This window comes from Mesorhizobium sp. M1142 (assembly GCF_040318565.1).
GTDB lineage: Bacteria > Pseudomonadota > Alphaproteobacteria > Rhizobiales > Rhizobiaceae > Mesorhizobium.
This window is the reverse complement of sequence record NZ_JAMYMK010000003.1, coordinates 227,344-252,391: the sequence shown is the minus strand read 5'-3', so window position 1 is coordinate 252,391 and position 25,048 is coordinate 227,344. Positions and strand designations below refer to the sequence as shown.

Here is a 25,048-nt window from a genome sequence, read left to right as displayed (position 1 = left end):
CCTTAGCCCCAGGTTCGGCGTTGAGCGGCCAAAGGAGGAGACCGAAGATGTCGATCCACTTCACTGTCGCGGGGCTGACCAGGAATCTGTTCCATTCACTTGGGCTGGACCATGAACGCGCACCAAGGCCACTCGATCACGAGCAGAGGCTTTTGCTGGAGTGCTATCTCGCCGGCCAGATTCCGGAATCGGCCTGGAGCGACTATGTCTTCGAGATGCCGGAACTGGCGCGACATGTCGAGGCCAGACGAAGCCGCCACTAGATCCCGAAAAGTGGAATCCGGTTTTTGGAAAAGATCAAGGCGAAGCCTTCACTCGCGGTGCAGCCTGTTCTTGTTTGGGCGAGTTGAATTGCAGAGTGAACACCTTGCCCGGGATGCCTTGAGCCAGCGCCGGTGAAAAGCTCAACGGCAGGCAATGGTCCACGGCCGCGACCGCCGCGTCGACAAAAGCTTGGCGCGCCTTCTCCTCGCCGGCGACGCGGATGGCGGTCGGCTTGGGCCGGCCGATCAGCGTGCCATCGCGCCTGAAGCTGAAGCTCAGGGTGACGGTGGAATTCCCGGCATTCGCCGGAGGGGTCCAGCACGCCTGGATGGCAGCCCCGACCTCGGGCATGGTGTTGAGCGTCGCTGCATTCGATTGACCGGTTGCGCCCACCAGCATGGCGCCTGCAATCACGATCATTCCAGCAATGCTTTTCATGGCAGGGCCTCTGTCCTTGAACCGCCCTCGAGGACGGGACGAACTTCGATGGTAGGGCCGACAGCGGCGATGACAAGATGGCGGCGACGCGTTTCATCAGCCATGCAGGCGTCGTGAAACGCCGTCTGGCGCAACTTCGGCAGGGGCTGAAATAAGCAAAAGGCCGGCGCGCAGCCGACCTTTGCTTCCCATCCGCGCCAGTACATCCGTGGTCGCGGGCTGGAAGTGGATTCAGTAGAAAGGGTTTAGGTTAACGAAACCTTAAGCTCCCCACATCGTGCAAACAGGGGAGATTAAAAAAATCCCCAATTCATTACCGGCTCCTGCAGACGTGCGGACGACCGCTATTGGCATGTGCCTCAGGCGTTGGCCTGCGATCTCACATAGGCGATATAGCCGCGCACGTCGCCGGCCGGCTCGGCATAGGCCTTGCCGAGCTTCTTCTCGATTGCCGCCATATAGTCTTTTGCCCATTGGGGCAACGCGTAGTCGATGACGGCGAGGAACTCGAGCGTCGCCGCCAGACGGATGTCGGCGATCGACGGGTCCTTGCCGCCAATGAACGGCTTGCCGTTCCTGAAGAAGGAGTGAAACACCTCCAGCGGCTCGGCTATCGCTTTTATAGCGGCCTTCTGGGCTTCCGACTTCTTGTCGGGATGAGCGTCGCTGTGGCCGACCTCGCCGGCATATTGCGGGAAATTCAGTGCAGGATAGGTGGCGCGCGCCACATAGGGGTAGAGCGTGCCGATCAGGTAGAACATGGCGCTGTCGATCATTGCCCGCTTGGCCGGCGCCTTGGGATATAGTTTCTCCAGGCCGTGCTTGTTGGCGAGGTACTGCATAATGGCGCAGCTTTCCCACAAGACACCTCTCGGCAGGCCCTTGTCCTCGATCATCGGCGTCAAATGGGCCGGGTTTCGCGCCATGTATTCGGGCGAGCGCGTGAGGCCCCATACGTCGGTCTCGGAATGGTCGAGCCCGGCGGCGCGTGCAAACACCCGAACGCTCATATTGTTGACGCTCGGCTTCAGCATGCTGAGCGTGAGCGCCGGCTTTTTCGCCGGTTTCGCCTTGGTCTTCGCGGCCTTTTTGGCGGAGACCTTCGTCGCCGGCTTTGCCACTTTCGCCGCTGACTTGGCGGCGGCTTCGGCCGCCGGCTTCGCTCCTGGCCTGGCTGCCTTGGCCGCGGGCTTCTTTGCACTCTTGGTTGCTGTCTTTGCCATTAAATCCTCCCTTTGTTCGGCGTGCCGTCAGTACGGATTTTTCGGTGCGCGATCCTCCGACAAGGTCGTGCGCGAACGCTCGACAAGCGCCTGGATCGCATCGGCAAGGTGCACCTCGGCGATGTTGTAGTCGCCACGCGCGACACGCAGCTTGTGCGCCTCCATCAGCACGTCGGCATGGCTGAAGCCGGCCGGCGGCTCGAAGCGGTAGGAGGCGAGCTCGATCAGCAGACCGAGCGGATCCTCGAAATAGATCGAGTCCATGAAGCCGCGATCCTTGACGCCGCTGTGCTTGATGCCGCGCTCGTCGAGCCGGGCGACCGCCTGCAGGAAGGTGACGCGCGACACCGCAAACGCGATGTGATGCACGCAGCCCGTATCGGTCGGCGTGCGCCGTTTCTCCGGCGTGCGGCTGTCATCGGTGAAGACGGTGATCAGCCGGCCATCGCCCGGATCGAAATAGAGATGGCTTTCGGTGGCTTTGTCGAGGTTGGGCTGCTCGAAGATGAAAGGCATGCCGAGCACGCCCTCCCAGAAATCGATCGAGGTCTGACGCCCGGCGCCGACCAGCGTGATGTGATGAACGCCTTGTGACTGCAGCTTCTGCATCTGACTCCTCCCGGCCACGCCGTCTTGCCGCCGAACGGAAGTTCGGATGCCCAGTCGCGCTTGGATCAGCGCCCGGCATGTGACCGCGCCCGGCCTCGCTCGCCTGCGCTCCGCATTCCGCATCCTGCAGGAGTGCGGCCGGAGCTTTGATGAACGGATGCTAGTTCAATCCGAGGCGTTGCGCCAGAAGCGCTGAGTTTCAAGAACTCCACGCAGGCGCAAGAGCGCGGACGCCTTCGCCGAGCTCGCCGAAACGATCCGTCGCCGGCAGCTGTAATGGTGCGGCAGCCCGCAGGTCGCTGGGTTCCCGAGCAGCCGGTTTGGCGACGGCCGGTCAAAGGGGCCTCGTTGACGCATGCCGCGCCTGGTTCGGATTACCGGCATCCGTGGCCCCTTAGACGAAAATCACATATTCTCCATCGGCACATCGGGATCGACATGTCCCCCATCGGCAGTGATCTTCAGCCTTGAGAGGTAGTGCTCCCATCCCCTTCGGTGGCTGTCACGCTCCTTTGCGTTCGGCAGTCCGCTATGCGTGAAGCGGATCAGTGTCCCCGCATCCCTCGCGATCAGGTCGATCTCGACATGGCTGGAGCCGGGCGGCACGGTCTCGTTGTCTTCCCAGCCAAAACTGTAGGCAAGACGGTGGACCGGGATCACCTCGGTGAACTCACCGCGCGCCATATGGCGACCACCGACATTGACGAGGAACAGACCGCCCGGCGATGCATCCAAATTCGCTTCGGTCCCGATCCATCGCACGATCTGGTCCGGATCCGTCAAAAGCGCGAACACGGTCGCTTGTGGCGCCGCGACCTCAATCTCTGTGTAAACCGATTCCGCCATCGCTCACTCCAGGTCACATCCGCATCGAATGCCGTGCAAGCGAATATGGGGAGTTGCAAGAAGATGTTCGAGGCGTAAGCATAAGCCGGTGCCGAGTGACCTTCTACCGATGCTTCTCGCAAACTCGCTTTCATTCCTTCTGGACGACGCCGCGCATATTGACGACGGTGGGCGACTTCTATTGCAGCTCTCAACGCATTTGATGGAAGACGGCCTGCCGATCGTCGCCGGCGCGCTGGCGCAGGATGCTCCCGACCCGATCATTTCACGCCGCATCTGGCTCTGGCGAGCGCCTGGGGGTGAAGTGGTCGAGGCTTTGGGGATAGGCGCCGACCGCCAGAATGCCGATCCCCGGCTCGTGCTGCGGGAGTGGCTTGGCACGACGCGGGCGATCGTGTTCGACGAGCGAGCGGGCGGTGTCGCACCGACTTTGGTGTGGGCGTTCGATCATACTCCGGATGATGCGCAGTCAGAGCTGCTGCGGCAAATCTCCCGGTTTGCCGCGGCTCCGATGACCGCACTCGCAGAACGGTCCGCGAAACGCGCATTGCTCGAAGCATATTTGGGAAAGCGCAGTGCAGCACATGTACTCAACGGTCATTCTCGTCGAGTAAAGGGAGAGACGATACGGGCTGCGCTTCTGTGCGCGGACCTTCGAGGTTTCACTGATCTATCCGAGGTTTATGATGCAGACGAGATCGTATTGGTACTTGATGCCTGGTTCGATTGCGTCGCCGGCGCGGTGCACGCATTTGGTGGTGAGGTTCTCAAGTTTATAGGTGATGGCGTCCTCGCGATTTTCCCGATTGGCGAGCGCGATGCAAATGCCGCATGTGACGCTGCGGTCCGAGCCGTGAAGGCTACGCGCGCCGGGATAGATCATCTCAACCAAACTCGGCGCCGCAATGGCGGCCCTGAGCTCGGATATGGCATTGGCCTGCATGTCGGCGAGATACTCTGGGGGAATATCGGCACTGCCGGCAGTTGGACTTCACCGCGATCGGCAAGGCTGTAAATCTTGTCAGCCGCATCGAAGGGTTGTGCAAGCCGTTGGGACGGACGGTGCTCGCGTCGACAGTGTTCGAAGCAGAAACTACCGAGCCGATGATCGCCATGGGCAGTCATCCGCTCGGAGGAATAGCAGGCGCGCAAACACTTTTCGGCTTGCCGGAATAGATCGAATGGTTGAGCGCGCCGTGGATGTGTCGTTCGCAGCACATCTTGGTATCGTGCGAAACCATGAGAGAAGTTCGAACGGCAAAGAAACTACGATACTGCAACTGGAGTATGGCGCGTTTAGAGCCCAGCCATGCGCGTCGCGCGCAGCTTCGCTGGCCGGTGCTAAGGGCCGAGTATTCCCGGCATCCACCCTTCAAGGGAGAGGCGCCTTCGCCGAGCTCGCCAAAACGATCCGCCGCCGGCCGCTGTAGCTCAGGTCGGCTCCAGGCAGTGCCGACCAGCGTGATGGACGCCTGGCGATTGTAGTTTCTATATCTGGCTCCTCCCCGCGTGGCATCGACTGCCCTGTTCAGCGCGACGTTCTGCGCGCCGCTAATTCTGTGCCGCAAGACCCATGATGCAATACTAATGCAATCGGCTCCGCTGCGTCAGAAGCGGCAATGAGCCAAATCCGCCGCGACCTAAGGCGATGGATCGGATTGATGGTTTGCCGAGAGCTTGGAGAGACTTGGTACGCCCAAGGGGAATCGAACCCCTGTTCCCGCCGTGAGAGGGCGGTGTCCTGACCGCTAGACGATGGGCGCGTTCAAGAACCGGCGATATAGGCTGACGGCTGGGAAAAAGCAACTAGGCTCAGGGCCACTGCTCGCACAGACGAAAAATCCGCTGCAAGCCTATCGTTTTGGCTCGATCAGGTCCCAGAGATTTCCATAAAGGTCGGCGAAGACCGCGACCGTGCCATAAGCCTCATGGCGTGGCGCTTCGCGGAACTCGACGCCTTTTTCGAGCATCAGCGTATGGTCGCGGGCAAAATCGTCGGTTTCGAGGAACAAAAAGACCCGCCCGCCGGTCTGGTTACCGACGGCGTGCCTTTGCGCATCGCCGGATGCTTCGGCGAGAAGCAGCCGCGCGCCCTGCCCTTTGCCCGGCGTGATCGTGACCCAGCGTTTGCCGCCGCCGAGATCGATATCTTCGGTGAGCACAAAACCCAGCCGGTCGACATACCAGGAAATCGCCTCGTCATAATTTGCGACGACAAGCGCGACCGTGGCAATGCTGCGGTGTTCGGCAAAACCGGTCATTTGTTCCTGATCGAAAAACGGCCGACGATGCGGCGCTCGGTAATGTCATAGACGAAGATGGCGCGGCTGCCGTCGGGCAGCTCGGCGTCGATCGAAAGGTGATTGCCGGAGAGCGATTGGCTGACCACCCTGGCGCCGACCGGCAGCACGATGTCGCCGTTGACCGGCTCGCCTGCCGGCACCTGGAAGTCACTGGTCAACGGCGGGGCGGCAGGCGGCGCGTTGCGCGCTTTGTAGACAAGTGCTGCTATCACCACCATAAGGGCGAGGAACAGCAGGCCGAGATTGATGGCGACGAAGCGAACGAGCTTCGTCCGCACCTTTTCGACCTCGGGGTCGAGTGGCTTTTCCTCGTCTTCGTCGGCAAGCGGCCGGGCCATGGCAGCAGATTCCGGAACTGTTTTCGATGAGCGCTCATAACGAAGAGGTCAGACAATTAATAGGGGCCGGACCGATCGTGCTGGAGGCGGGCGCCGATGCCGCCGGCCAGCGGCTCGACCAATGGCTGGCGGCCAGGCTCGGCCCCGACATGTCGCGCAGCCGGGTGCAGATGCTGATAAAGCAAGGCGCGGTCAGGATCGGCGGAAGGCAGGTCGAAGAGACGAAGCGCAAGATGGCACAAGGTGACAGCGTGTCGGTCGACATGCCGGAGCCTGAACCGGCGGCGCCGCAAGGCGAAGATATTGCGCTGGACGTCCTCTACGAGGACAACGCGCTAATCGTCATCAACAAGCCGGCCGGGCTGGTCGTACATCCCGGCGCCGGCAACTGGACCGGTACGCTGGTCAACGCGCTGATCCATCATTGCGGCGACAGCCTGTCCGGCATCGGCGGCGTGAGACGGCCGGGCATCGTCCACCGCCTCGACAAGGAGACCAGCGGCGTCATGGTCGTCGCCAAGACCGACCGCGCCCACAAGGCGTTGTCGGAGGCCTTTGCCGACCACGGCCTGACCGGCGATCTCGAGCGCGCCTATCTGGCGTTGGTCTGGGGCATACCGGCAAGGCCGACCGGGACGGTCGACGCGCCGCTCGGCCGCGCCGCCGACCGGGTACGCCGTGCCGTGGTGCCGCAAGGCCGCGACGATGCGCGCCATGCCATAACGCATTTCACCGTCGTCGAGCGCTTTGGCGAGCAGCAGCAGGAATTCGCCACGGCGAGCCTAGTCGAATGCCGGCTGGAAACCGGTCGCACTCACCAGATACGCGTCCACATGGCCCATATCGGCCATCCGGTGATTGGCGACCCCGAATACGGCCAGGCTTTCCGCACCAAGGCCAATCGGTTGCCCGAGCCGCTAAAGAGCAAGGTAAAGGCGTTTCCGCGACAAGCTTTGCACGCCCGCCTCCTTGCATTTCGCCATCCCGATACCCATCTAACGATGAGGTTCGAAGCACCGATACCGTGGGACATGGAGGAACTCGTCGACGGCTTCCGCAAGCTCTGAACCAACCACCTGAAAACCTGACCGGCGTTGTTCACTTCAGCGTGACACACTGTTTCGTGTTGAACAAATGCCTGTCTTTCTGGTTTTGTTCCTATATATGTCGGTTGGCGCGAATGTGCCTTTGGCATTCGTGCCACATGCCCGCCGCGTTTCGGGGGCATCACTCCAATAGAGAGGGGGCGCTATCATGGCCCAGTCATTACCCAGTATCGTTTCCGGCGAAGGCGGTCTCAGCCGCTACCTGGAAGAAATCCGCCGCTTTCCGATGCTTCAGCCGCAGGAAGAGTACATGCTCGCCAAGCGCTACGCCGAGCATGAGGACACCACGGCTGCGCACAAGCTCGTCACCAGCCACCTTCGGCTCGTCGCCAAGATCGCCATGGGCTATCGCGGCTACGGCCTGCCGATCGGCGAAGTGATCTCGGAAGGCAATGTCGGCCTGATGCAGGCCGTCAAGAAATTCGAACCGGAGCGCGGCTTCCGTCTCGCCACCTATGCGATGTGGTGGATCAAGGCCTCGATCCAGGAATACATCCTGCGCTCGTGGAGCCTGGTCAAGATGGGCACCACCGCCAACCAGAAGCGCCTGTTCTTCAACCTGCGCAAGGTGAAGGGCAAGATCCAGGCGCTCGATGAAGGCGATTTGAAGCCCGACCAGATCACCGAGATTGCCACCCGGCTGAACGTCTCGGAAGCGGAAGTCGTGTCGATGAACCGCCGTCTGTCGGGCGACGCCTCGCTCAATGCGCCCATCCGGGCCAGTGAAGGCGAGTCCGGCGAATGGCAGGACTGGCTGGTCGACGACCACGAAAGCCAGGAAGAGATGCTGATCGAGCAGGACGAGCTGGAAAACCGGCGCGGCATGCTGTCCGGCGCTCTTGCCGTGCTCAACGACCGCGAACGTCGCATCTTCGAGGCGCGCCGCCTCGCCGATGAGCCGTTGACGCTGGAAGAGCTGTCGGCCGAGTTCGATATCAGCCGCGAGCGGGTGCGGCAGATCGAGGTGCGTGCCTTCGAGAAGGTGCAGGACGCGGTCAAGGCCGCGGCCAAGCGCCAGACGCAGGCGTTGCGCACGATTGAGGCGCAGCCGGCGGCATAAGGCCTCCAAGAGAACCAAAAAAACGGCGGCGTCAGGTAACTGGCGCCGCCGTTTTTTCCAAAGCGGCGTCGCGTTCGACCGGCGGCGCCTTCGCGGATGTCCGATCCGCCGCCGTAACTGCCGTAGCCTCGCCATGGCGTCCGCAGACGATCGCATTGATAACGGCATTACCGCAATTTTCCCCAAGCCCTGAAAACCGTAACGCTGCAAGCTGTGGCGTCGATATTCCGGCGCCGACCGGCGCATTCCACAACCCGGCGCTCGCAGCAAGTGGCGCGATAACGGGCCGCTGATAACGGGCCGCTCGGGCTGCCTCAGCCAGTTGGAGCTCGTCTGTTGGAAACGAAAGGCAGTATGACGATGACGATTTCCCCGTTTCTGACCGCTCTTGGATCCGAAGGCCCCCCAGCCGATCGGGCGAAAGACATGGCCCTCTATGGGTGGCTAATTGGAAGCTGGGAAATGGACTCGGTCCACTACCTCGACGACGGCACAATCCAGAAATGGGATGGCGAATGCCATTTTGGCTGGGTGCTCGAAGGCCGCGCGATTCAGGACGTTTGGATCAGGCCCAGGCGCCCTGCGCCGTCCACGATGTACGGCACGACCCTGCGCATCTTCGACCCTGGGATCGATGGCTGGCACATCATATGGAACGACCCGCTCAACCGGGATCACTCGCGCCAGATCGGCCGAGCCGAGGGTAAGGACATTGTCCAGCTCGGCGATGACTCGCGCGGTCTGAAAACTCGTTGGCGTTTCACAGAGATCACTGCCAACAACTTCCATTGGATCGGCGAGGAAAGATCTTCCGAGGGCGACCCTTGGCAAAGCACGTATGAACATTTAGCCCGCCGAACAAAACCCTGACGCTGAGTAAACACCTAGCTGGCGTTCTGCGCCGCTCCTCATCCGGCTGCCGCCACCGTCTTCCCGCATGGACCTATCGGATTCAAACATCGCAAAAATCGAATCAGGATCAATAACGATCAATAACTTGGATGACCGTCGCAGAACGATGAGGGCGGCGCCAAGTTTGGATGGCACTGTAGTGCCAGCGACCCATCTCCTCACAGGCAATCGAGCGGAAACTTCAGATAGCGCCGCCCGTTGGATTCCGGTTCCGGCAGGCGTCCGCCGTTCATGTTCACCTGCAGCGCGTGCAGGATCAGCCGCGGCATCGGCAACGTCCTGTCGCGGGCTTGGCGGAGCGCGACGAAGTCGGCTTCCGTCTTGCCGCCGGCAACATGGATGTTGCCGGCTTTCTGCTCCGCGACCGTGCTTTCCCAGCGCGCTTCACGACCGCCCGGCTGGTAGTCGTGACCGACGAACAGACGTGTCTCGTCCGGCAGCGCCAGGATGTCCTCGATCGAACGCCAGAGCCGCTCGGCACTGCCGCCCGGAAAGTCTGTCCTGGCGGTGCCGCTGTCCGGCATGAACAACGTGTCGTGGATGAAGGCGGCGTCGCCAATGACGTAAGTGATCGAGGCCAGTGTGTGGCCCGGCGAGAACAGCACTCTCGCCGGAAGGCCGCCGACCGAAAAAGTTGCGCCATCGGCGAATAGCCTATCCCATTGCGAACCGTCGGCGGAGAATTCCGGCCAGTTGTAGATCACCTTCCACAATTTCTGGACGTCGATGATCCTTTCGCCGATTGCCGTCGGCGCTCCGGTTCTCCCCCTCAAATAATGGGCGGCGGAGAAATGATCGGCATGCGGATGCGTGTCGAGGATCCACTCGACCTCCAGCCCGCTTTCCCTGACGAAGTCGAGCAGGGCGTCGGCGTTCTTCGTTGCCGTTGCACCGGCCCTTTCGTCGAAGTCGAGCACCGGATCGATGATGGCGCATTTGCGGGTCGCCATGTCGGCGACCACATACTGGACGGACCCGCTCGGCTCGTCATAGAAGCCGGTGACCTGCGACCTGGCCGATAATGCGTCCAATCCCAGCCTCCTTCGCCCCTCACCACGGCAGGAAGGATTTTCTCTGCCACGGCAAATGAAAGGCATGGTTGTCCGTCAACCAGGCGCCGTCAAGCACCCCATGCTCATAGGGTCGGGAAAACCGAAAATTTCTCCGTGCCGCCCCTGCCTGCTCAGGCGGAAGGCTGCTTGGTCTTCCTGAGGTATGGCAGGATCGTCTCGTAGGCACCGAAGCGCTTGATGGCATCCTCATTGGAGACGGCAGCGGTGATGATGACGTCCTCGCCCTGCTTCCAGTTCGCCGGCGTCGCCACCTGGTGTTTGGCGGTCAGCTGCATGGAATCGATGGCGCGCAGGATTTCGTCGAAGTTGCGGCCCGTCGTCATCGGATAGGTGAGAACCAGCTTGATCTTCTTGTCGGGCCCGATGACGTAGACCGAACGCACCGTGGCATTGTCCGCCGGCGTGCGGCCTTCCGAGCTCTCGCCGGCACCCGCCGGCAGCATCTCATAAAGCTTGGCGACCTTGAGATCCTTGTCGCCGATCAGCGGGTAGTTCAGCGAATGGCCGGTCGCGGTCTTGATATCGTTCTGCCACTTTTCGTGGCTTTCGACGGGATCGACCGAGATGCCGATGATCTTGACGTTGCGCTTCCTGAACTCGCCTTCGAGCCCGGCCATCGTGCCGAGTTCGGTCGTGCAAACCGGCGTAAAGTTCTTCGGATGGCTGAACAATACCGCCCAGCCGTCGCCGATCCATTCATGGAAGCTGATCGGTCCTTGCGTGGTCTCTGCGGTGAAGTCCGGTGCGATGTCGTTGATGCGAAGGCTCATGGCGTGTCCCTACCTGTTTGGCTTGCCGCTGGCATTGAACGCCCCACCGGCGTTGCTTGCATTTCTAACACTGCGGCGTCATCCTTCAAGTGGCTGTTGACGCTAGGATAGTGGCCGGCCTCAAAAAAATTTTTGTCACTTAGGCGGGAAATACAGCAGTGATTTCCGCGCTGGCGAAAAAGCACCGGAGGTTGGTTGAACGCGCAGGCATTTCCGCCGATTGTTCGGCTCAGATGCTGCCCATTCCGCCGTTAAGTGGCGTCGGGTCGATGAGGCGACGCGACGCGCTACGCCTTGTTCACTGCCAGCGTCGTCGCCAGGTCTTCCATGCGCTGGGCCAGCGCGCCGAGCGCCCCGGTCAGCACGGAATCGTTCTTATCGGCCTTGGTCAGTGCATCGTCGCGCGTCTTGCGCAGCGTCAGCACTTCGCTTTCCATGCCCTTGACGCGCTTTTGCAGTTCCGAAAGCTCGTCCATGACCATGATGCCGGCCATCACAGTCAGCCGCTGGTCGCCGATCTCGCCAAAAGAATCCTTCAGATGCGAGACATAGCGGTCGAAGCGCTCGGCAAGATCTATCAGATGCTCTTCCTGGCCCTCGTCGCAGGCCATCCGATATTGCTTGCCGTCGATGGAAACCGTGACTTGTGCCATTAGCCTACCTGTCCAGTACCGCGCGGATGGTCTCCATGGCTGTCACCAGCCTTCGCGACACTTCTTTGTTGGCATCTTCCAGCCGTTCGGCGCGAGCTTCGGAATTGTCGAGCTCCTGCGCCAGCCGCGAGCGGTCGGCGTTCATCCGCTGCACTTCGGCCTCGGCTTCCGAATAGTCCCGCTCGTGCTCGAGCTTGGCCGCGACGGCGTTTTCCAGCCCTTCGATGGCCTTACCCAGCCTGGCAATGACTTCCTTGAGGGTCGTTTCCCCGGTCATGGCTTTCGTCCTGCGCCCTGCCCATCACCGAATCATCCACGTTCAGAACGCGTTATCCCTGAAACATTACGCGTCGTGTAAACCGCACGTCAATAAAGCTGTCGCGACTGTCCCCTGCTAACGCTAATGTAAGTCGCGCATGGCCATCACAAGACCGGCAAAAGCACACCGATTTGTTGACTAAAAGGCCGCGCCTGTTATGTGTCGCGCACCCTTTTCAAGGGCTTTCCCAAGGCCCAAACCCCCATTTTGGAGGAAGCATGACCTCGCGCGAACAACATGACCGGATGGCCAATGCGATCCGTTTTCTCGCCATGGACGCCGTCGAGAAGGCAAATTCCGGCCACCCCGGACTGCCCATGGGCTGCGCCGACATCGCCACGGTGCTGTTCACCCGCTTTCTCAAATACGATCCGAAAAACCCGCATTGGCCGGACCGCGACCGCTTTATCCTGTCGGCCGGCCACGGCTCGATGCTGCTTTACTCGCTGCTCTATCTGACCGGCTACGAAGACATCACCATCGACCAGATCAAGCAGTTCCGCCAATTGGGGTCGAGGACGGCGGGCCACCCGGAATACGGCCATGCCGCCGGCATCGAGACGACGACCGGCCCACTCGGCCAGGGCCTTGCCAATTCGGTCGGCTTCGCGCTCGGCGAGCGCATCATGAATGCCGCTTTCGGCAAAGATCTCGTCGACCACTACACCTATGTGCTGGCCGGCGACGGCTGCCTGATGGAAGGCGTATCCCAGGAAGCCATCGCGCTTGCCGGGCATCTGAAGCTGAACAAGCTGATCGTCTTCTGGGACAACAACAACATCTCGATCGATGGCCCGGTGTCGCTCGCCGATAACACCGATCAGGTCGCCCGCTTCCAGGCGTCCGGCTGGAATGCCAGCCATATCGACGGCCAGGACCCGGAAGCGATCGCCTATGCCATCGAAGCGGCCCGCCACTCCGACAAGCCGACGATGATCGCCTGCAAGACGACGATCGGCTTCGGCGCGCCGACCAAGGCCGGCACCAACAAGGCGCATGGCTCGCCGCTCGGCGCCGAGGAAATCGCTGGCGCCAGAAAATTCTTCGGCTGGGATTATCCGCCCTTCGAGGTTCCGGCCGATATCCTCGACGCATGGCGTACCGCCGGGCGGACCGGCGTCAAGGCGCGCACCGACTGGGAAAGCCGGCTTGCCAAGGCCGACGCCAAATTGCGCGCAGAGTTCGAACGCCGCATCAGTGGCACGCTGCCGGCCAACTTCGACGCCGTCATTGGCGACTACAAGAAGAAGCTCGCCGCCGACAAGCCGAAGGTCGCCACCCGTAAGTCATCGGAAATGGCGCTGGAGGTCATCAACGGCGCAGTGCCCGAAACCATCGGCGGCTCGGCCGATTTGACCGGCTCCAACAACACCAAGACCAGCCAGACCAAGAACATCACCGCCGACGATTATGGCCAGCGCTATGTCCACTACGGCATTCGTGAGCACGGCATGGCGGCAGCGCTCAACGGCCTGACATTGCATGGCGGCATTATCGCCTATGGCGGCACTTTCATGTGCTTTTCCGATTATGCCCGTCCGGCGATGCGGCTTGCTTCGCTGATGGGCATCCGCTCGATCTTCGTCATGACCCATGATTCGATCGGCCTTGGCGAAGACGGCCCGACCCATCAGCCGGTCGAGCATCTGGCAGCACTTCGCGCCATCCCGAACCACAATGTCTTCCGCCCGGCCGACGCGGTCGAAACCGCGGAATGCTGGCAGTTGGCCATTGAGTCGGAAAAGACGCCTTCGACATTGGCGCTGACCCGGCAGAACCTGCCGACGGTACGCAACGACTTCGTTGCGGAAAACCTCAGCAGCCGCGGCGCCTATGAACTTGCCGCCGCGAGCGGTGAAGCCGCGGTGACGATCTTCGCTTCCGGCTCCGAGGTCGAGATCGCGCTGGCCGCCCGCCAGGCGTTGGAAAAGCACGGCCATGCGACCCGCGTCGTCTCGGTGCCGTGCTTCGAATTGTTCGATAAGCAGAGCGCCGACTATCGCAGCAGGACGATCGGCAATGCGCCGCTCAAGATTGCCATCGAAGCCGGCATCCGCCAGGGCTGGGATCGCTTCATCGGCACCGACGGCATCTTCATCGGCATGACCGGGTTTGGCGCCTCCGGCACCATCGAACAGCTCTACCCGCATTTCGGCATCACCGCCGAAGCAACGGTGAAGGCGGCGGAAGCCCGTCTGCACGGCAAATGAAGGTGAGCCCGCCCGGCAAGGGCTGGCATAGCGGTTTTGCCGGGCGGTGGAGCATTAATCGATTTAAATCCAAGCCTCGGCGGCTGGATTCTTTGCCCGTCCGCCGTTATGAAGCTGCGGACTTGATCTTCGGCCTCCAGCTCCCAGGGAGAGAACAATGACCGTCAGAGTTGCCATCAACGGATTTGGCCGCATCGGCCGCAACATTCTGCGCGCCATCCATGAATCCGGCCGCAAGGATATCGATGTCGTCGCGGTCAACGATCTCGGCCCGGTCGAGACCAACGCGCATCTGCTGCGCTTCGACAGCGTGCATGGCCGCTTTCCGCATGAGGTGACGGTTGACGGCGACCAGATCATCGTCGGCAAGGAAAAATTCAAGGTCACCGCGATCAAGGATCCGACGCAACTGCCCTGGAAGGAGCTCGGCATCGACATCGCACTCGAATGCACCGGCATCTTCACCGCCCGCGACAAGGCCGTCGCCCATCTGACCGCCGGCGCCAAGCGCGTTCTCGTCTCCGCTCCGGCAGAGGGCGCCGACCTCACCGTCGTCTATGGCATCAACCACGACAAGCTGACCAAGGACCACATCGTCATCTCGAACGCCTCCTGCACCACCAACTGCCTGGCGCCACTGGCGGCCGTGCTGAATGAGGCGGTCGGCATCGAAACGGGCATGATGACGACGATCCATTCCTACACCGGCGACCAGCCGACGCTGGACACCATGCACAAGGACCTCTACCGCGCCCGTGCTGCCGCGCTGTCGCAGATTCCGACCTCGACCGGTGCCGCCAAGGCCATCGGCTTGGTACTGCCCGAGCTCAAGGGCAAGCTCGACGGCATCTCCATCCGTGTGCCGACGCCGAACGTTTCGCTCGTCGATTTCAAGTTTATCGCCAAGCGGCCGACCACCGTCCAGGAGATCAATGACGCGGTGATCGCTGCCTCAAATGGCAAGCTGAAGGGCATCCTCGCCGTTACCCGTCACCCCAATGTTTCGATCGACTTCAACCACGATCCGCATTCTTCGATCGTGGCGCTCGACCAGACCAAGGTCATGGACGGCAACTTCGTTTCGGTGCTGTCGTGGTACGACAATGAGTGGGGCTTCTCGAACCGCATGGGCGATACCGCCGTCGCCTTCGGCAGGACCATCGCCTGATCGCAGAACCATCTTCTCGACCTGGAAGACGCCCGGCTCAGTCCGGGCGTTTTTCGTTGCAGCACGAACCGCCAACGCACGCTCTGCTGCTCGGGGATGCCAAAACTTTCGACGATCGGCAGCGTGGGGCAAAAAGCCACGCTGCTGCCTTGCAGCGGCCATGTCTTCGCCCCACTCTCCCGTGATGCCGGAGCATATCGACTAGGGGCGACCAACGAATGGAGCATGGTATCTATCTGGTGACGCTTGTTGGAGCAGCACTTGTCGTTGCCGCCGCGTTTTCGAGCTTGATCGCCTTCCGTTTCGGCGCCCCTCTCCTGCTGCTGTTTCTCTGCATCGGCCTCGCTACCGGAACCGACGGTCTCGGCATCCACTTCGACAACGCCCGAGTTGCTTATTTTGCCGGCTCATTGGCGCTGGCGGTCATCCTTTTCGATTCCGGCTTCGGTACGCCGCTCAACGCCTTGCGGCAGGCGGCCGGGCCGGCGCTGTCGCTCGCGACATTCGGCGTCCTTTTGACCACCGGCCTGTTCGGCGCCGCCGCCTATTATCTGCTCGACCTGACCTGGCTGGAATCCTTCCTGCTCGGTGCCGCCGTCGCCTCGACCGACGCCGCGGCGGTGTTCTTCCTGCTGCGCGCCGGCGAGATCAATTTGCGCGAGCGCGTGCGGTCCACGCTCGAGGTGGAATCCGGCACCAATGACCCGATCGCCATCTTCCTGACCATCACGCTGGTCGAGGTCATCGCCGCCAACATCCACCCCGAGGCAAAGGTGCTGGTTACCGATCTTGCCGTCGGTTTCCTGGTCAACATGGGCCTCGGTGCGGTCATCGGCATTCTCGGCGGCATGGCCATTGTGCGTCTTGTCGATCGCCTCAATCTCGATCACGGCCTGCTGCCGATCTTCGTACTGACGCTGTCGCTGATGGTGTTTGCTGCCGCCGGCGCCGTCGGCGGCTCCGGCTTCCTGGCGGTCTATCTCGCAGGCCTGATTGCCGGCAATTCCGATATCCGGGCCGTCACCATCCTCAAGCGCTTCCAGGACGGCATGTCGTGGCTGGCGCAGATCATCATGTTCCTGATCCTCGGCCTGTTCGCGACGCCTTCGCAATTTCCGGCGATCCTGATGCCGGCAGTGCTGCTCGGCCTGTTCCTGATATTTGTGGCACGGCCAATCGCGGTCTGGCTGTGCCTAGTGCCGTTCCGGCTGCCACGCCCGGAAGTCGCCTTTGTCTCATGGGTTGGCCTGCGTGGCGCCGTGTCGATACTGCTTGCCATCACGCCGCTGCTCGGCGGCCTTGAGAACGGCCGCCTCATCTTCAACACCGCCTTCATCATCGTGCTGGTCTCGCTGATCATCCAGGGATGGACCGTCGGGCCGCTGGCGCGCCGCCTCGGCCTTATCGTGCCGGCCCGCCTGGGACCGCTCGACAAGGTCGAATTGGAACTGCCGGGCTCCGCCCATCATGAGCTTCTCGCCTACCGCGTGGCACCCGGCAGCCCGGTGGCGCGCGGCGAACGCATTCCGCGCTGGGCGCGGCCATCGCTTGTGTTGCGCGACGGACGCTCGATGCGCTTCCAGGATATGGGCCGGCTGGCGGCCGGTGACCACGTCTACATCTTCGTGCCGGACCGCTATCCGCGCCTGCTCGACAAGCTGTTCGCCAGCCGTGCCGTGGTCGATCCCGAGGATGCCGACTTCTTCGGCGCCTTCGCTGTCGATCCGTCACGCTCCGCCGAGGAACTGGAGACCGCCTATGCGCCGGGCCTGACCGAAGCGGAACGCAAGCTCAGCATCGGCGACCTGGTCACGACGCGGCTCGGCGGCCACGCCGAATACGCCGACCGCGTGCTGCTCGGTCCGATCGAGCTGATCGTGCGCGACGTCGACGACAAGGGCAGGATCACCGGCCTTGGCCTGTCCTTCGAGCCGACCGCGCCGGTGGCGCGCGTTCCGGTGTTCCTCAGCGCCGGCGAAATCCGCGACCGCATCGCCGCCTTCATCCGCAACCGGCGCAAGCCGGCCGAAGCGCAGGCGGTCGAGGCGGAGGCCGAGCTGGTACCGGTTCCGCAGCCCGTGGCGGAAAAGGCAACTGGCGAAGGCTGACCGCTGTCGACGCTAGCCGCGGAACCCTGCCGCCGAGGGTTGAAGAATGGCTCGGCAACTGGCGTGGCGAGCCATATGGTCCGACATCGCCGGAGTCCCGATCGGCTGCTCCAAGGCATCTGGCCGAACAGTCGGCAATTCTCCGTGACTGTACGGCGCCATGGGAGCGCTTTTAATTGTTGCGGGCTGCTACGAACTGCGCCGCTTGTTTCAGAAGCGCGGCTTGTGCGCCAAAAGGCTCGAGCAGCGCATGAGCCTGGTCGACGAGGCCCTGGAGCTGGTCCCGCGCCCAGCCCGGTCCGTGCAGCGCGACCAGCGTCGCCTTGCCGGCCGCGGCGTCCTTGCCCGTGGCCTTGCCCATCTGATGCGCGTCGGCGGTCAGGTCGAGCAGATCGTCGGCAAGTTGAAAGGCAAGCCCGATCGCCGAACCAAATTCGGCCAGCCTTTCGCGGTCGCCCGACGGCGCGCCGGCAAGCATGGCTCCCGCTTCGCAGGCAAAGCGGATCAGCGCACCGGTTTTCATCGCCTGAAGCCGGATGATGCCGGCCTCGTCCGGCCGGCTTTGTTCGGCCTCGAGATCGAGCATCTGGCCGCCGACCATGCTTCCCGCCCCGGCGGCACGGGCCAGTGCCAGCACCAGCGCTGCCCTGCGCTCGGCCGGCAGCATTGTCGCCTCGTCGGCAAGGATGTCGAAGGCAAGTGTCAGCAAGGCGTCGCCGGCAAGAATGGCGGTCGCCTCATCGAAAGCCCTGTGCACGGTCGGCTGGCCGCGGCGCAAATCGTCGTCGTCCATGGCCGGCAGATCGTCATGGATGAGCGAATAGCAGTGCACGCATTCGAGCGCCGCCGCCACGCGCAGCGCCGCCTCGCCGTCGGCTGAAAACAGTGCAGCACTTTCCATAACCAGGAAGGGACGCAGTCGTTTGCCGCCGTTCAGCACGCCATGTCGCATTGCCGCCATCAGGCGTTCGGGCCGCGCGACCTCGCCTGAAAGCGTGCGTCCGTCGAGCAACCGCCTCAGCAGCGCCTCGAGCGGAACTGCCCGGGCAATAAGTGCAGCTTCGAACGCCATTTGGTCGTCTTTCGTCATGGTCGGGAGCGGTAGCCGACACTCAGACGTTGCGCAAGAAGCCAAGCGCCATTATGCCGGGGGCAGGGAGTAGCGCGGACTGGGTGGCTTGGCGGAACCGATCGTCGATCACGAAACCGAAGGGTTGGACATGGCAAGACCGAGACGCGGCAGCCGCATCGGTCTTCAACGCTGGGTCCGGCGCGGCATCGCCGTCGCTGTCGTGCTGGCGCTGGTGCCGGTGGTGCTGACCTTCCTGTACCTGCCGTCATTCGTGCATCCGGTGTCGACATTGATGCTGAAGGACCTGGCGACGTTTTCCGGCTACGATCGGCGCTGGGTTTCCATCGACGATGTCGCGCCGGTGCTGGCATATTCGGTCATCATGTCGGAGGACGGGCAGTTCTGTTTCCATCGCGGCGTCGATCTGGGCGAGTTGCGCGGCGTCGTCGACGATGCGCTCGCCGGCGAGATGACACGTGGCGCCTCGACCATCACCATGCAGACGGTAAAGAACCTTTATCTATGGTCGCGGCCGTTGGGCTCGGTCCGTAAGGTCGTCGAACTGCCGCTGGCCGTCTATTTCGATGCGGTGCTGTCGAAACGGCGGATCATGGAGATCTACCTCAACATCGCCGAATGGGGACCGGGCATCTACGGCATCGAGGCCGCCGCCCAGCATCATTTCGGCGTCTCGGCAAAACAGCTGTCGCGCCGGCAGGCAGCGCTGCTTGCCGTCACGTTGCCGAACCCGATCGTGCGCAATCCAGCGAAGCCCGGGCCGGGACTGAGGCGGCTTGCCGCGTTGATCGAGCGGCGCGCGGGCCGCGCCGGCGCCTATGTCGGTTGCCTGCGATAGTGTCAAAAAAAAACACGGCGACGCTGGCCAAAACGCCATCGGGCGTGTATAGGCAGCCGACTTTCTCAGATTCCGGCCCCTGATGTGGCCCTTTCACGAGGGCCGCCGGGGCGTTTTGACCATGTAGTGGAGCATATCCATGGCCGTTCCGAAACGAAAAACCTCTCCGTCGAAGCGCGGCATGCGCCGTTCCGCCGACGCACTGAAGGCCCCGACCTATGTCGAGGACAAGAACTCCGGCGAGATGCGCCGTCCGCACCATATCGACCTGAAGACCGGCATGTATCGCGGTCGCCAGGTTCTGGAGCCGAAGGAAAGCTGAGAGAGCTTCGACGGTTTACAGGTTGCGAAGCGACCGGCCATTGGCCGGTCTTTTTGCGTTTGTGACAACTGATCGTATCAGCCGGGCCTGACATTGTTGTTTCACGCCGTCTTTGTCCGTGTTTATCGGTCGCACGAAAATTCTTGACGGCGAACGCCGGGCGCACTCTACAAAGATCAGTCCAACCGGAGCCGCCACATGTTCGGTGCCATCCCGCTGCTGATCGTGCCTTTCATCCTCTACAATCTCGGGCTTCTAGGAATATTCGGTAGCGGCGACGACGATCCGTGGGCGACCGAAATGTTTTCGGTCCGGATGATGTCGGGTGGCGTGTTCTCGATGACCCTGGGCGATCTCATCGTGCTGATCGCACTGATCTTCTTGTTCGTCGAAGTAGTGAAGTCGACGCGTACGACAAATGCCTCGATCATGGACCACCTTTTGTCGACCTTCGTCTTTGTGGCCTATCTGGTCGAGTTCCTGCTGGTGAAGGGCGCCGCCCATTCTGTTTTCTTCACACTGATGGTCATAGCGCTGATCGACGTGCTGGCCGGCTTTTCGGTGTCGATGCGGTCGGCCAGCCGCGACATCAATATGAATTAAGGATCCCGGCTCAGCCCGGGTCGGCGCCAAAGCCAGCCGCCTCGATGCCGGCGATGGCTGCCGTTTCGTCATTGTCGGACGTGTCGCCGGAAATGCCGACGGCGCCGATGATCGTGCCGGCCTCGTCGCGGATCAGCACGCCGCCGACGACCGGCAGGACGCGCCCGCCCGACACGTCGGAGACGCCGGCGATCAGATGCGGGCGCTCCTTGGCGAAGGCTTCCACCCGGCGCGAGCCCATGCCGATAGCGAGCGCGCCATAGGCCTTGCCGGCCGACATTTGCGGACGCAGGAACGACGCGCCGTCCTGACGCTGGAACGCGACCAGATGGGCGCCGGCGTCGAGCACCGAGACGCCAAGCGGCCTGAGCTTGAGCTCGGCACCCTTGGCAAAGGCGGCGGCGATGATTTCAAGGGCTTTGTCGAGCGTCAGTGCGGTCATGGCCGTCTCCTAAACGCCAGTTATCAACCGGCAGAACAGATCGCGGTGAAACTGTTTCGCGTACGAAAGGAAGCAGTGGGATCCAGGGAGCGCCGGTTTATTTCTTCTTGGCGCGAGGCTTCTTCACCGGCGCCGGAGGCGCATTGGCCAGGTCTTCCGCTTCCTTGGCGAGGCGCAGCGCCCGCAGCTTGTTGGTTTTGGCTTGGCGCGCGTCGCTCTCGGCGACATATTCCGCCATCGCCTTCTGGCGCACCGTGGCTGCCTCTTCCTGTTTCTTGAAACGCAAATCGGCCCGCGCACGGGCAGTGTCCTTAGAGTTCTCGACCAAGAGCGTTATCCAATCCCGTAAATTATCTTCAGTCCCTTGATAGCAGAGCCAGCCCGCAATTGGGAAAATAAGTTGGTCATGGCGCCGGATCGCAGCCGACTCGCTCCGCGTTGCGGGCGACCACCGCATCGTATCCGGCCTGCAAGATCGCGCGGACAGCGGGTCCAGTTGGCGCGGGAGATGTGCCCAGATGCTCGTAGCGTAACTCGTTCATGAACTGCTCCCACATCGGCGGGCCGCCTTTTTCCAGAAGCTCGGCACGGATCGAGAGCTCGTCGCTGACCGGCAGCCAGACGCGGCCCCAGGCGCCGAGATGGGCCAGGATCGGCACCAGCGTAATCGCCATTTCGGTCAGGCTGTAGATCGCCTTTTGCTTGTGGGAGGGATCGCCCGTCTTGGTCAGCATGCCGAGCTCCATCAGCCGCTTCAGCCGGTCGGCGAGGATGTTGGAGGCGATGCCCTCCATCGAGCCGTTGAGCAGTTCGCGAAAGTGGCGTCTGCCGCCGAAGATGATGTCGCGAAGGATGATCAGGCTCCACCGGTCGCCGAACACTTCGAGCGACAGGTTGATGGGGCATCCGGACCGACGATCGATGTTCATGCGAATCTCCAAAACCGGTTGCATTATTGTATCGGTTTTAATATCGTGCAACTGATTGCAATTTGCAATCGGATCGGAAGCCCACGGAGGAAAACCATGAAAAGCGCCGGACACCCCGAAATCGTATCGCAGACCTTCGGCGACCCGGCCCATCCGGCGGTGTTGTTGATCATGGGCGCGATGGCTTCCATGCTTTGGTGGCCCGAAGCGTTTTGCCGGAAGCTGGCCGGCGAGGGTTGCTTCGTGATCCGCTATGACAATCGCGATACCGGCCGTTCGACCAAATACGCGCCGGGCGAGCCGCCTTATACATTCGACGACATGGCGGACGATGCTATCAGCGTCCTTGACGACCATGGAATCCGAAAGGCGCATATGGTCGGCATGTCGATGGGCGGCATGATCGCGCAGCTCGTTGCGTTGAAATACCCGTCGCGTGTCACTTCGCTGACGGTGATCAGCAGCTCGCCCTTGGGCATCGATACGTCGCATCTGCGCGGAACCACCGAGGCCTATAGGAGACATTCGGCCGAAGGCGCGAAGGTCGACTGGTCGGACCGGGGCCAAGTGGTCGATTTCATCGTTAAGGACGCGCATGCGCTCACCGGTGCGGCGCACTCTTTCGACGAGCAGCGAACACGGGCTTTCGTCGAACAGGATTATGACCGGTCCGGCGGTTTTCTAAGTGCGACCAATCATTTCATGCTCAAAAGTGGCGAAGATGGGAGCGGCGAGGACTGGACCGGTCGGCTGCGCGACATGAAAATCCCACTCCTTGTTATCCACGGCACCGACGATCCCATCTTTCCAGTCGAGCATGGCGCCGCTCTTGCCGACGCGGTCGCCGGTGCAAGGCTGCTCCGGATCGAGGGCGGTGGCCACGAACTGCATCCCGACGACTGGGCTGCGATCATCGATGCCATCGTCGCCCACAGCCAGGCCAGATAGTTATCCGACCCCGACACCGCGAGACAGACCACCCAAGGAACGAAAAACAATGTCCCTGATTATGCACCTTCATCCACTGGCCTCCTTCTGCTGGAAACCGCTGATCGCGCTCTATGAGAACGGCACGCCATTCACATCCGTCGTTGTCGATCTCGGCAATGAACAGTCGCGCGCCGCGTTTCTGAAATTGTGGCCGCTCGGCAAGATGCCGGTGCTGCGCGATGAAGCGCTGGACCGGACCGTGCCGGAATCGACGATCGTCATCGAATATCTCAACGCGTATTATCCTGGGCCGGTCGAACTGATCCCCGCCGATCTCGATCTCGCTCGCCAGACCCGGCTCGCCGACCGCTTCTATGACTTCTATGTCCAGGAACCGATGCAGAAGATCGTTGGTGACCGGCTGCGGCCGGAGGGCAAGACCGATCCGTTCGGCGTCGAGCAGGCCCGCGCCCAGCTGCGCAGCTCCTACGCCATCATTGAACAGGACATGCAGTCGACGACATGGGCGGTGGGTGCGAGCTTCACCATGGCCGACTGCGCTGCCGCCCCCGCGCTGTTCTACGCCAACAAGGTCGAGCCGTTCGGAGACGAATATCCTGCGGTCAGGCGCTATCACGACCGGTTGCTGCAACGCCCCTCGGTTGCCCGTGTGATCGAGGAAGCGCAGCCGTATTTCAAGCTCTTCCCCTACAACAATGGCTAGAGTAGTTCATCGTTCACGGAAACGCCGAACCGCTCTGTCTCTTTGTTTTTGCGCAATTCCGCACGGAAAACCGTTTCACACTTTTCCTGGAATTGCTCTAGGCCCGATGCTGCATAGTTGCTCGACGCGCTGACGATGCCTCTCAGCTTCCGGGTGAACCGAGCTGCTCCGCATCCCAGAACTGGTCAAGCCAGATGTTGAGCTTCAGGAAGCCGGCATTGCTGACCGTATAGACGCGCCTGGTGCCTTCCGGCTTGGCGTTGACCAACCCCGCATCAAGCAGCACCTTCAGGTGCTGCGAAACGGCCGGGCGGGACACCGGCAAGCCGGATGCCAATTCGTTGACGGTCTTCGGTCCGCGCCGGAGCTCTTCCAAGAGATGGCGCCGGTTGGGATCGGCAATCGCCATGAAGGCGTCGGAAAGCATCATGCCTTATTTGTGGGGCAAAGCGCCTCGAATCTCAACTGTCGGCTTCAGCTTTTCTACGCGGGTCGAGCCGCAACGCTTCCGGCGTCACCGAGCGATCGGCGGGCTGGGTCTTGAAGGCATCGCGGCCTTCGATCGGCACCGGCGCGCGACGGCTGATGCGCAGCAGCGTATAGCCAGCCAGGCTGAGATGCGCGAGCGCAGTGGCCAGGAACAGCCCCTCAGGGCGCATCCAGCCCATCAGGCCGGCGGCCACCAGCGGACCGATCATCGTGCCGAAGCCATAAAGCAGCAGCAGGCCGCCCGACACTTTGACGAAGTCCTCCGATCGCGCATGGTCATTGGCATGCGCCACCGCGATCGAATAGAGCGTGTAGGCGAAGGCGCCGTAGGCGGCGGTGCAGACGATGACGAAGACGCCGGAGCGCGGTTCGAACAGGAAGATGGCGATGGCAAACAGCGCAGCGCCGAAGGCCGCGCCCGCCAGCACGAAACGACGGTCCGTCGTGTCGGAGAGCCGCCCGGCCGGAAGCTGCATGGCAGCGCCGGCGATGACCACGAGGCTCATCATCAGCGCGATCTCGGCTGTCGAGATGCCGATGCGCGCTCCATAGACGGCACCAAGTGTACCCCAGGCGCCGTTGGCGATGCCGATCAGCACGCAAGCGATCGCCGACACCGGCGAATTGACGTAGAGCCCCTTGACGTCAAGCGACACGTCCTGCAGCGGCTTGGGGTGAGACGCCGTCGAGACCGCCGTCGGGATCAGCGACAGGCAGAACAGAATGCCGGTGATCATGAACAGCGACGCCGATCTCACATCGCCGCCGGCAACGATCATCTGACCGCCCATGATCGAGGCATAGGTGACCATCATGTAGAGGCCGAAGACGGTGCCGCGGTTTTCGTTGGTGGCCTTCTCGTTGAGCCAGCTTTCGATGACCATGAAGGCGCCGGCCATGGTGAAGCCGGTGAAGGCGCGCAGCAGGATCCAGGTATATTCGTCGATGATCAGGCCGGTGAGCAGTGCGACGATCGCTCCCGATGCGGCAAAGGCGCCGAAAGCCCTGACATGACCGGCGCGGCGCACGATGCGTGGCGCAAAGAAGCAGCCGGTGACGAAGCCGCCGGCCCAAGCCGTGCCCATCAGGCCGAGCGATGCCGTCGAGAAGCCCTCCACCTGGCCGCGCAGCGGCAACAGCAGACCGTGCAGTCCGGATGCCGCCAACAGGAACGCGGTGCCGCGCAGCAGCGAGAGGATCGGTCTGTAGCTTGCGAACATTTTTCAATCCGGCTGGGGTTTAGGGCACAAGTCTGGAGACAGCGGCATTCGGGCTTTTCGG

General features: G+C 62.1%; 28 protein-coding genes, 1 tRNA gene and 1 pseudogene. 13 read left to right on the top strand and 17 right to left on the bottom strand.

Going from position 1 to position 25,048, the window contains the following annotated elements; genetic code table 11:
* Window positions 1–47: 47 nt before the first annotated feature.
* On the top strand, window positions 48–263 hold the full coding sequence (locus NKH42_RS07610; RefSeq protein ID WP_254816566.1) for a hypothetical protein: 216 nt from the start codon (window positions 48–50) through the stop codon (window positions 261–263).
* Window positions 264–297: 34 nt separating this feature from the next.
* Here the strand turns inward: NKH42_RS07610 and tolA are convergent, their stop codons facing one another.
* From tolA to NKH42_RS07590, 4 genes are all read right to left on the bottom strand, one after another.
* Window positions 298–702, bottom strand: a complete 405-nt coding sequence (gene tolA, locus NKH42_RS07605) for a cell envelope integrity protein TolA (protein ID WP_254816565.1) — start codon at window positions 700–702, stop codon at window positions 298–300.
* 359 nt (window positions 703–1,061) lie between these two features.
* The gene (locus tag NKH42_RS07600) at window positions 1,062–1,925 is read right to left on the bottom strand and encodes a glutathione S-transferase family protein (protein ID WP_352505020.1); all 864 of its coding nucleotides are present in this window, start codon (window positions 1,923–1,925) and stop codon (window positions 1,062–1,064) included.
* 27 nt (window positions 1,926–1,952) lie between these two features.
* Window positions 1,953–2,534, bottom strand: a complete 582-nt coding sequence (locus tag NKH42_RS07595) for a VOC family protein (RefSeq protein ID WP_352505019.1) — start codon at window positions 2,532–2,534, stop codon at window positions 1,953–1,955.
* Window positions 2,535–2,939: 405 nt separating this feature from the next.
* Window positions 2,940–3,380: an SRPBCC family protein gene (locus tag NKH42_RS07590; protein WP_254816562.1), complete on the bottom strand. Its 441-nt coding sequence runs from the start codon at window positions 3,378–3,380 to the stop codon at window positions 2,940–2,942.
* A 109-nt stretch (window positions 3,381–3,489) separates the two neighbouring features.
* Here NKH42_RS07590 and NKH42_RS07585 point away from each other — a divergent pair.
* A pseudogene (locus NKH42_RS07585) lies at window positions 3,490–4,556 on the top strand (adenylate/guanylate cyclase domain-containing protein).
* Window positions 4,557–5,068: 512 nt separating this feature from the next.
* Here the strand turns inward: NKH42_RS07585 and NKH42_RS07580 are convergent.
* The 3 genes from NKH42_RS07580 to NKH42_RS07570 form a co-directional block, all read right to left on the bottom strand.
* Window positions 5,069–5,143: transfer RNA gene (locus tag NKH42_RS07580), tRNA-Glu, on the bottom strand.
* Between the two features lie 90 nt (window positions 5,144–5,233).
* Window positions 5,234–5,641 (bottom strand): VOC family protein, encoded by a 408-nt coding sequence (locus tag NKH42_RS07575; protein WP_352505017.1) that lies wholly within the window; start codon window positions 5,639–5,641, stop codon window positions 5,234–5,236.
* Complete coding sequence (locus tag NKH42_RS07570; RefSeq protein WP_352505016.1) at window positions 5,638–6,021, bottom strand: fimbrial protein; 384 nt, start codon at window positions 6,019–6,021, stop codon at window positions 5,638–5,640. Before NKH42_RS07570 ends, NKH42_RS07575 begins: the two co-directional genes overlap by 4 nt.
* 26 nt (window positions 6,022–6,047) lie before the next feature.
* Between NKH42_RS07570 and NKH42_RS07565 the strand changes: the two genes are divergently transcribed.
* The 3 genes from NKH42_RS07565 (at window position 6,048) to NKH42_RS07555 (ending at window position 9,057) form a co-directional block, all read left to right on the top strand.
* Entirely contained in the window at window positions 6,048–7,088 is a 1,041-nt protein-coding gene (locus NKH42_RS07565) for an RluA family pseudouridine synthase (RefSeq protein WP_352505015.1), read from the top strand.
* Window positions 7,089–7,275: 187 nt separating this feature from the next.
* A complete protein-coding gene (rpoH, locus tag NKH42_RS07560; protein ID WP_023678514.1) occupies window positions 7,276–8,187 on the top strand; it encodes an RNA polymerase sigma factor RpoH in 912 nt (303 codons plus the stop codon).
* A gap of 354 nt (window positions 8,188–8,541) precedes the next feature.
* The gene (locus NKH42_RS07555) at window positions 8,542–9,057 is read left to right on the top strand and encodes a hypothetical protein (protein ID WP_352687298.1); all 516 of its coding nucleotides are present in this window, start codon (window positions 8,542–8,544) and stop codon (window positions 9,055–9,057) included.
* 200 nt (window positions 9,058–9,257) lie between these two features.
* On the opposite strand, the gene NKH42_RS07550 is transcribed toward NKH42_RS07555, so the two are convergent.
* From NKH42_RS07550 to NKH42_RS07535, 4 genes are all read right to left on the bottom strand, one after another.
* The gene (locus NKH42_RS07550) at window positions 9,258–10,130 is read right to left on the bottom strand and encodes an MBL fold metallo-hydrolase (RefSeq protein ID WP_352505013.1); all 873 of its coding nucleotides are present in this window, start codon (window positions 10,128–10,130) and stop codon (window positions 9,258–9,260) included.
* Window positions 10,131–10,282: 152 nt separating this feature from the next.
* Window positions 10,283–10,942 carry a peroxiredoxin gene (locus NKH42_RS07545; protein ID WP_352476179.1) on the bottom strand — a complete coding sequence of 220 codons (660 nt, stop codon included), beginning with the start codon at window positions 10,940–10,942 and terminating at the stop codon, window positions 10,283–10,285.
* 287 nt (window positions 10,943–11,229) lie between these two features.
* On the bottom strand, window positions 11,230–11,595 hold the full coding sequence (locus tag NKH42_RS07540; RefSeq protein WP_254816554.1) for a cell division protein ZapA: 366 nt from the start codon (window positions 11,593–11,595) through the stop codon (window positions 11,230–11,232).
* A 4-nt stretch (window positions 11,596–11,599) separates the two neighbouring features.
* Entirely contained in the window at window positions 11,600–11,872 is a 273-nt protein-coding gene (locus tag NKH42_RS07535) for a DUF4164 domain-containing protein (RefSeq protein ID WP_006200774.1), read from the bottom strand.
* 260 nt (window positions 11,873–12,132) lie between these two features.
* On the opposite strand from NKH42_RS07535, the gene tkt reads away from it, so the two are divergent.
* From tkt to NKH42_RS07520, 3 genes are all read left to right on the top strand, one after another.
* Window positions 12,133–14,124 (top strand): transketolase, encoded by a 1,992-nt coding sequence (gene tkt, locus NKH42_RS07530; protein WP_352687295.1) that lies wholly within the window; start codon window positions 12,133–12,135, stop codon window positions 14,122–14,124.
* 157 nt (window positions 14,125–14,281) lie between these two features.
* Window positions 14,282–15,292, top strand: coding sequence for a type I glyceraldehyde-3-phosphate dehydrogenase (gene gap, locus NKH42_RS07525; RefSeq protein ID WP_352505011.1), 1,011 nt, complete (start codon window positions 14,282–14,284; stop codon window positions 15,290–15,292).
* 218 nt (window positions 15,293–15,510) lie between these two features.
* On the top strand, window positions 15,511–17,400 hold the full coding sequence (locus NKH42_RS07520) for a potassium/proton antiporter (RefSeq protein WP_352505010.1): 1,890 nt from the start codon (window positions 15,511–15,513) through the stop codon (window positions 17,398–17,400).
* A gap of 172 nt (window positions 17,401–17,572) precedes the next feature.
* On the opposite strand, the gene NKH42_RS07515 is transcribed toward NKH42_RS07520, so the two are convergent.
* A complete protein-coding gene (locus tag NKH42_RS07515) occupies window positions 17,573–18,490 on the bottom strand; it encodes a polyprenyl synthetase family protein (RefSeq protein ID WP_352505009.1) in 918 nt (305 codons plus the stop codon).
* 79 nt (window positions 18,491–18,569) lie between these two features.
* On the opposite strand from NKH42_RS07515, the gene NKH42_RS07510 reads away from it, so the two are divergent.
* From NKH42_RS07510 to NKH42_RS07500, 3 genes are all read left to right on the top strand, one after another.
* Entirely contained in the window at window positions 18,570–19,328 is a 759-nt protein-coding gene (locus NKH42_RS07510; RefSeq protein WP_352540340.1) for a biosynthetic peptidoglycan transglycosylase, read from the top strand.
* A 139-nt stretch (window positions 19,329–19,467) separates the two neighbouring features.
* Entirely contained in the window at window positions 19,468–19,650 is a 183-nt protein-coding gene (rpmF, locus tag NKH42_RS07505) for a 50S ribosomal protein L32 (RefSeq protein ID WP_006203806.1), read from the top strand.
* A gap of 198 nt (window positions 19,651–19,848) precedes the next feature.
* Window positions 19,849–20,253, top strand: a complete 405-nt coding sequence (locus tag NKH42_RS07500) for a hypothetical protein (protein ID WP_352974022.1) — start codon at window positions 19,849–19,851, stop codon at window positions 20,251–20,253.
* Between the two features lie 10 nt (window positions 20,254–20,263).
* On the opposite strand, the gene NKH42_RS07495 is transcribed toward NKH42_RS07500, so the two are convergent.
* From NKH42_RS07495 to NKH42_RS07485, 3 genes are all read right to left on the bottom strand, one after another.
* Window positions 20,264–20,695 (bottom strand): GlcG/HbpS family heme-binding protein, encoded by a 432-nt coding sequence (locus tag NKH42_RS07495; RefSeq protein WP_352505008.1) that lies wholly within the window; start codon window positions 20,693–20,695, stop codon window positions 20,264–20,266.
* 97 nt (window positions 20,696–20,792) lie between these two features.
* Window positions 20,793–21,023 (bottom strand): hypothetical protein, encoded by a 231-nt coding sequence (locus NKH42_RS07490; RefSeq protein WP_023678501.1) that lies wholly within the window; start codon window positions 21,021–21,023, stop codon window positions 20,793–20,795.
* 76 nt (window positions 21,024–21,099) lie between these two features.
* The gene (locus NKH42_RS07485; protein ID WP_352505007.1) at window positions 21,100–21,624 is read right to left on the bottom strand and encodes a winged helix-turn-helix transcriptional regulator; all 525 of its coding nucleotides are present in this window, start codon (window positions 21,622–21,624) and stop codon (window positions 21,100–21,102) included.
* Window positions 21,625–21,720: 96 nt separating this feature from the next.
* Between NKH42_RS07485 and NKH42_RS07480 the strand changes: the two genes are divergently transcribed.
* Window positions 21,721–22,572, top strand: coding sequence for an alpha/beta fold hydrolase (locus NKH42_RS07480; RefSeq protein WP_352505006.1), 852 nt, complete (start codon window positions 21,721–21,723; stop codon window positions 22,570–22,572).
* 49 nt (window positions 22,573–22,621) lie between these two features.
* The gene (locus NKH42_RS07475; protein ID WP_352505005.1) at window positions 22,622–23,278 is read left to right on the top strand and encodes a glutathione S-transferase family protein; all 657 of its coding nucleotides are present in this window, start codon (window positions 22,622–22,624) and stop codon (window positions 23,276–23,278) included.
* Window positions 23,279–23,420: 142 nt separating this feature from the next.
* On the opposite strand, the gene NKH42_RS07470 is transcribed toward NKH42_RS07475, so the two are convergent.
* Both NKH42_RS07470 and NKH42_RS07465 read right to left on the bottom strand, forming a co-directional pair.
* Window positions 23,421–23,708, bottom strand: a complete 288-nt coding sequence (locus NKH42_RS07470) for an ArsR/SmtB family transcription factor (protein ID WP_023678497.1) — start codon at window positions 23,706–23,708, stop codon at window positions 23,421–23,423.
* Window positions 23,709–23,739: 31 nt separating this feature from the next.
* Window positions 23,740–24,987 (bottom strand): MFS transporter, encoded by a 1,248-nt coding sequence (locus tag NKH42_RS07465; protein ID WP_023678496.1) that lies wholly within the window; start codon window positions 24,985–24,987, stop codon window positions 23,740–23,742.
* Window positions 24,988–25,048 lie beyond the last annotated feature (61 nt).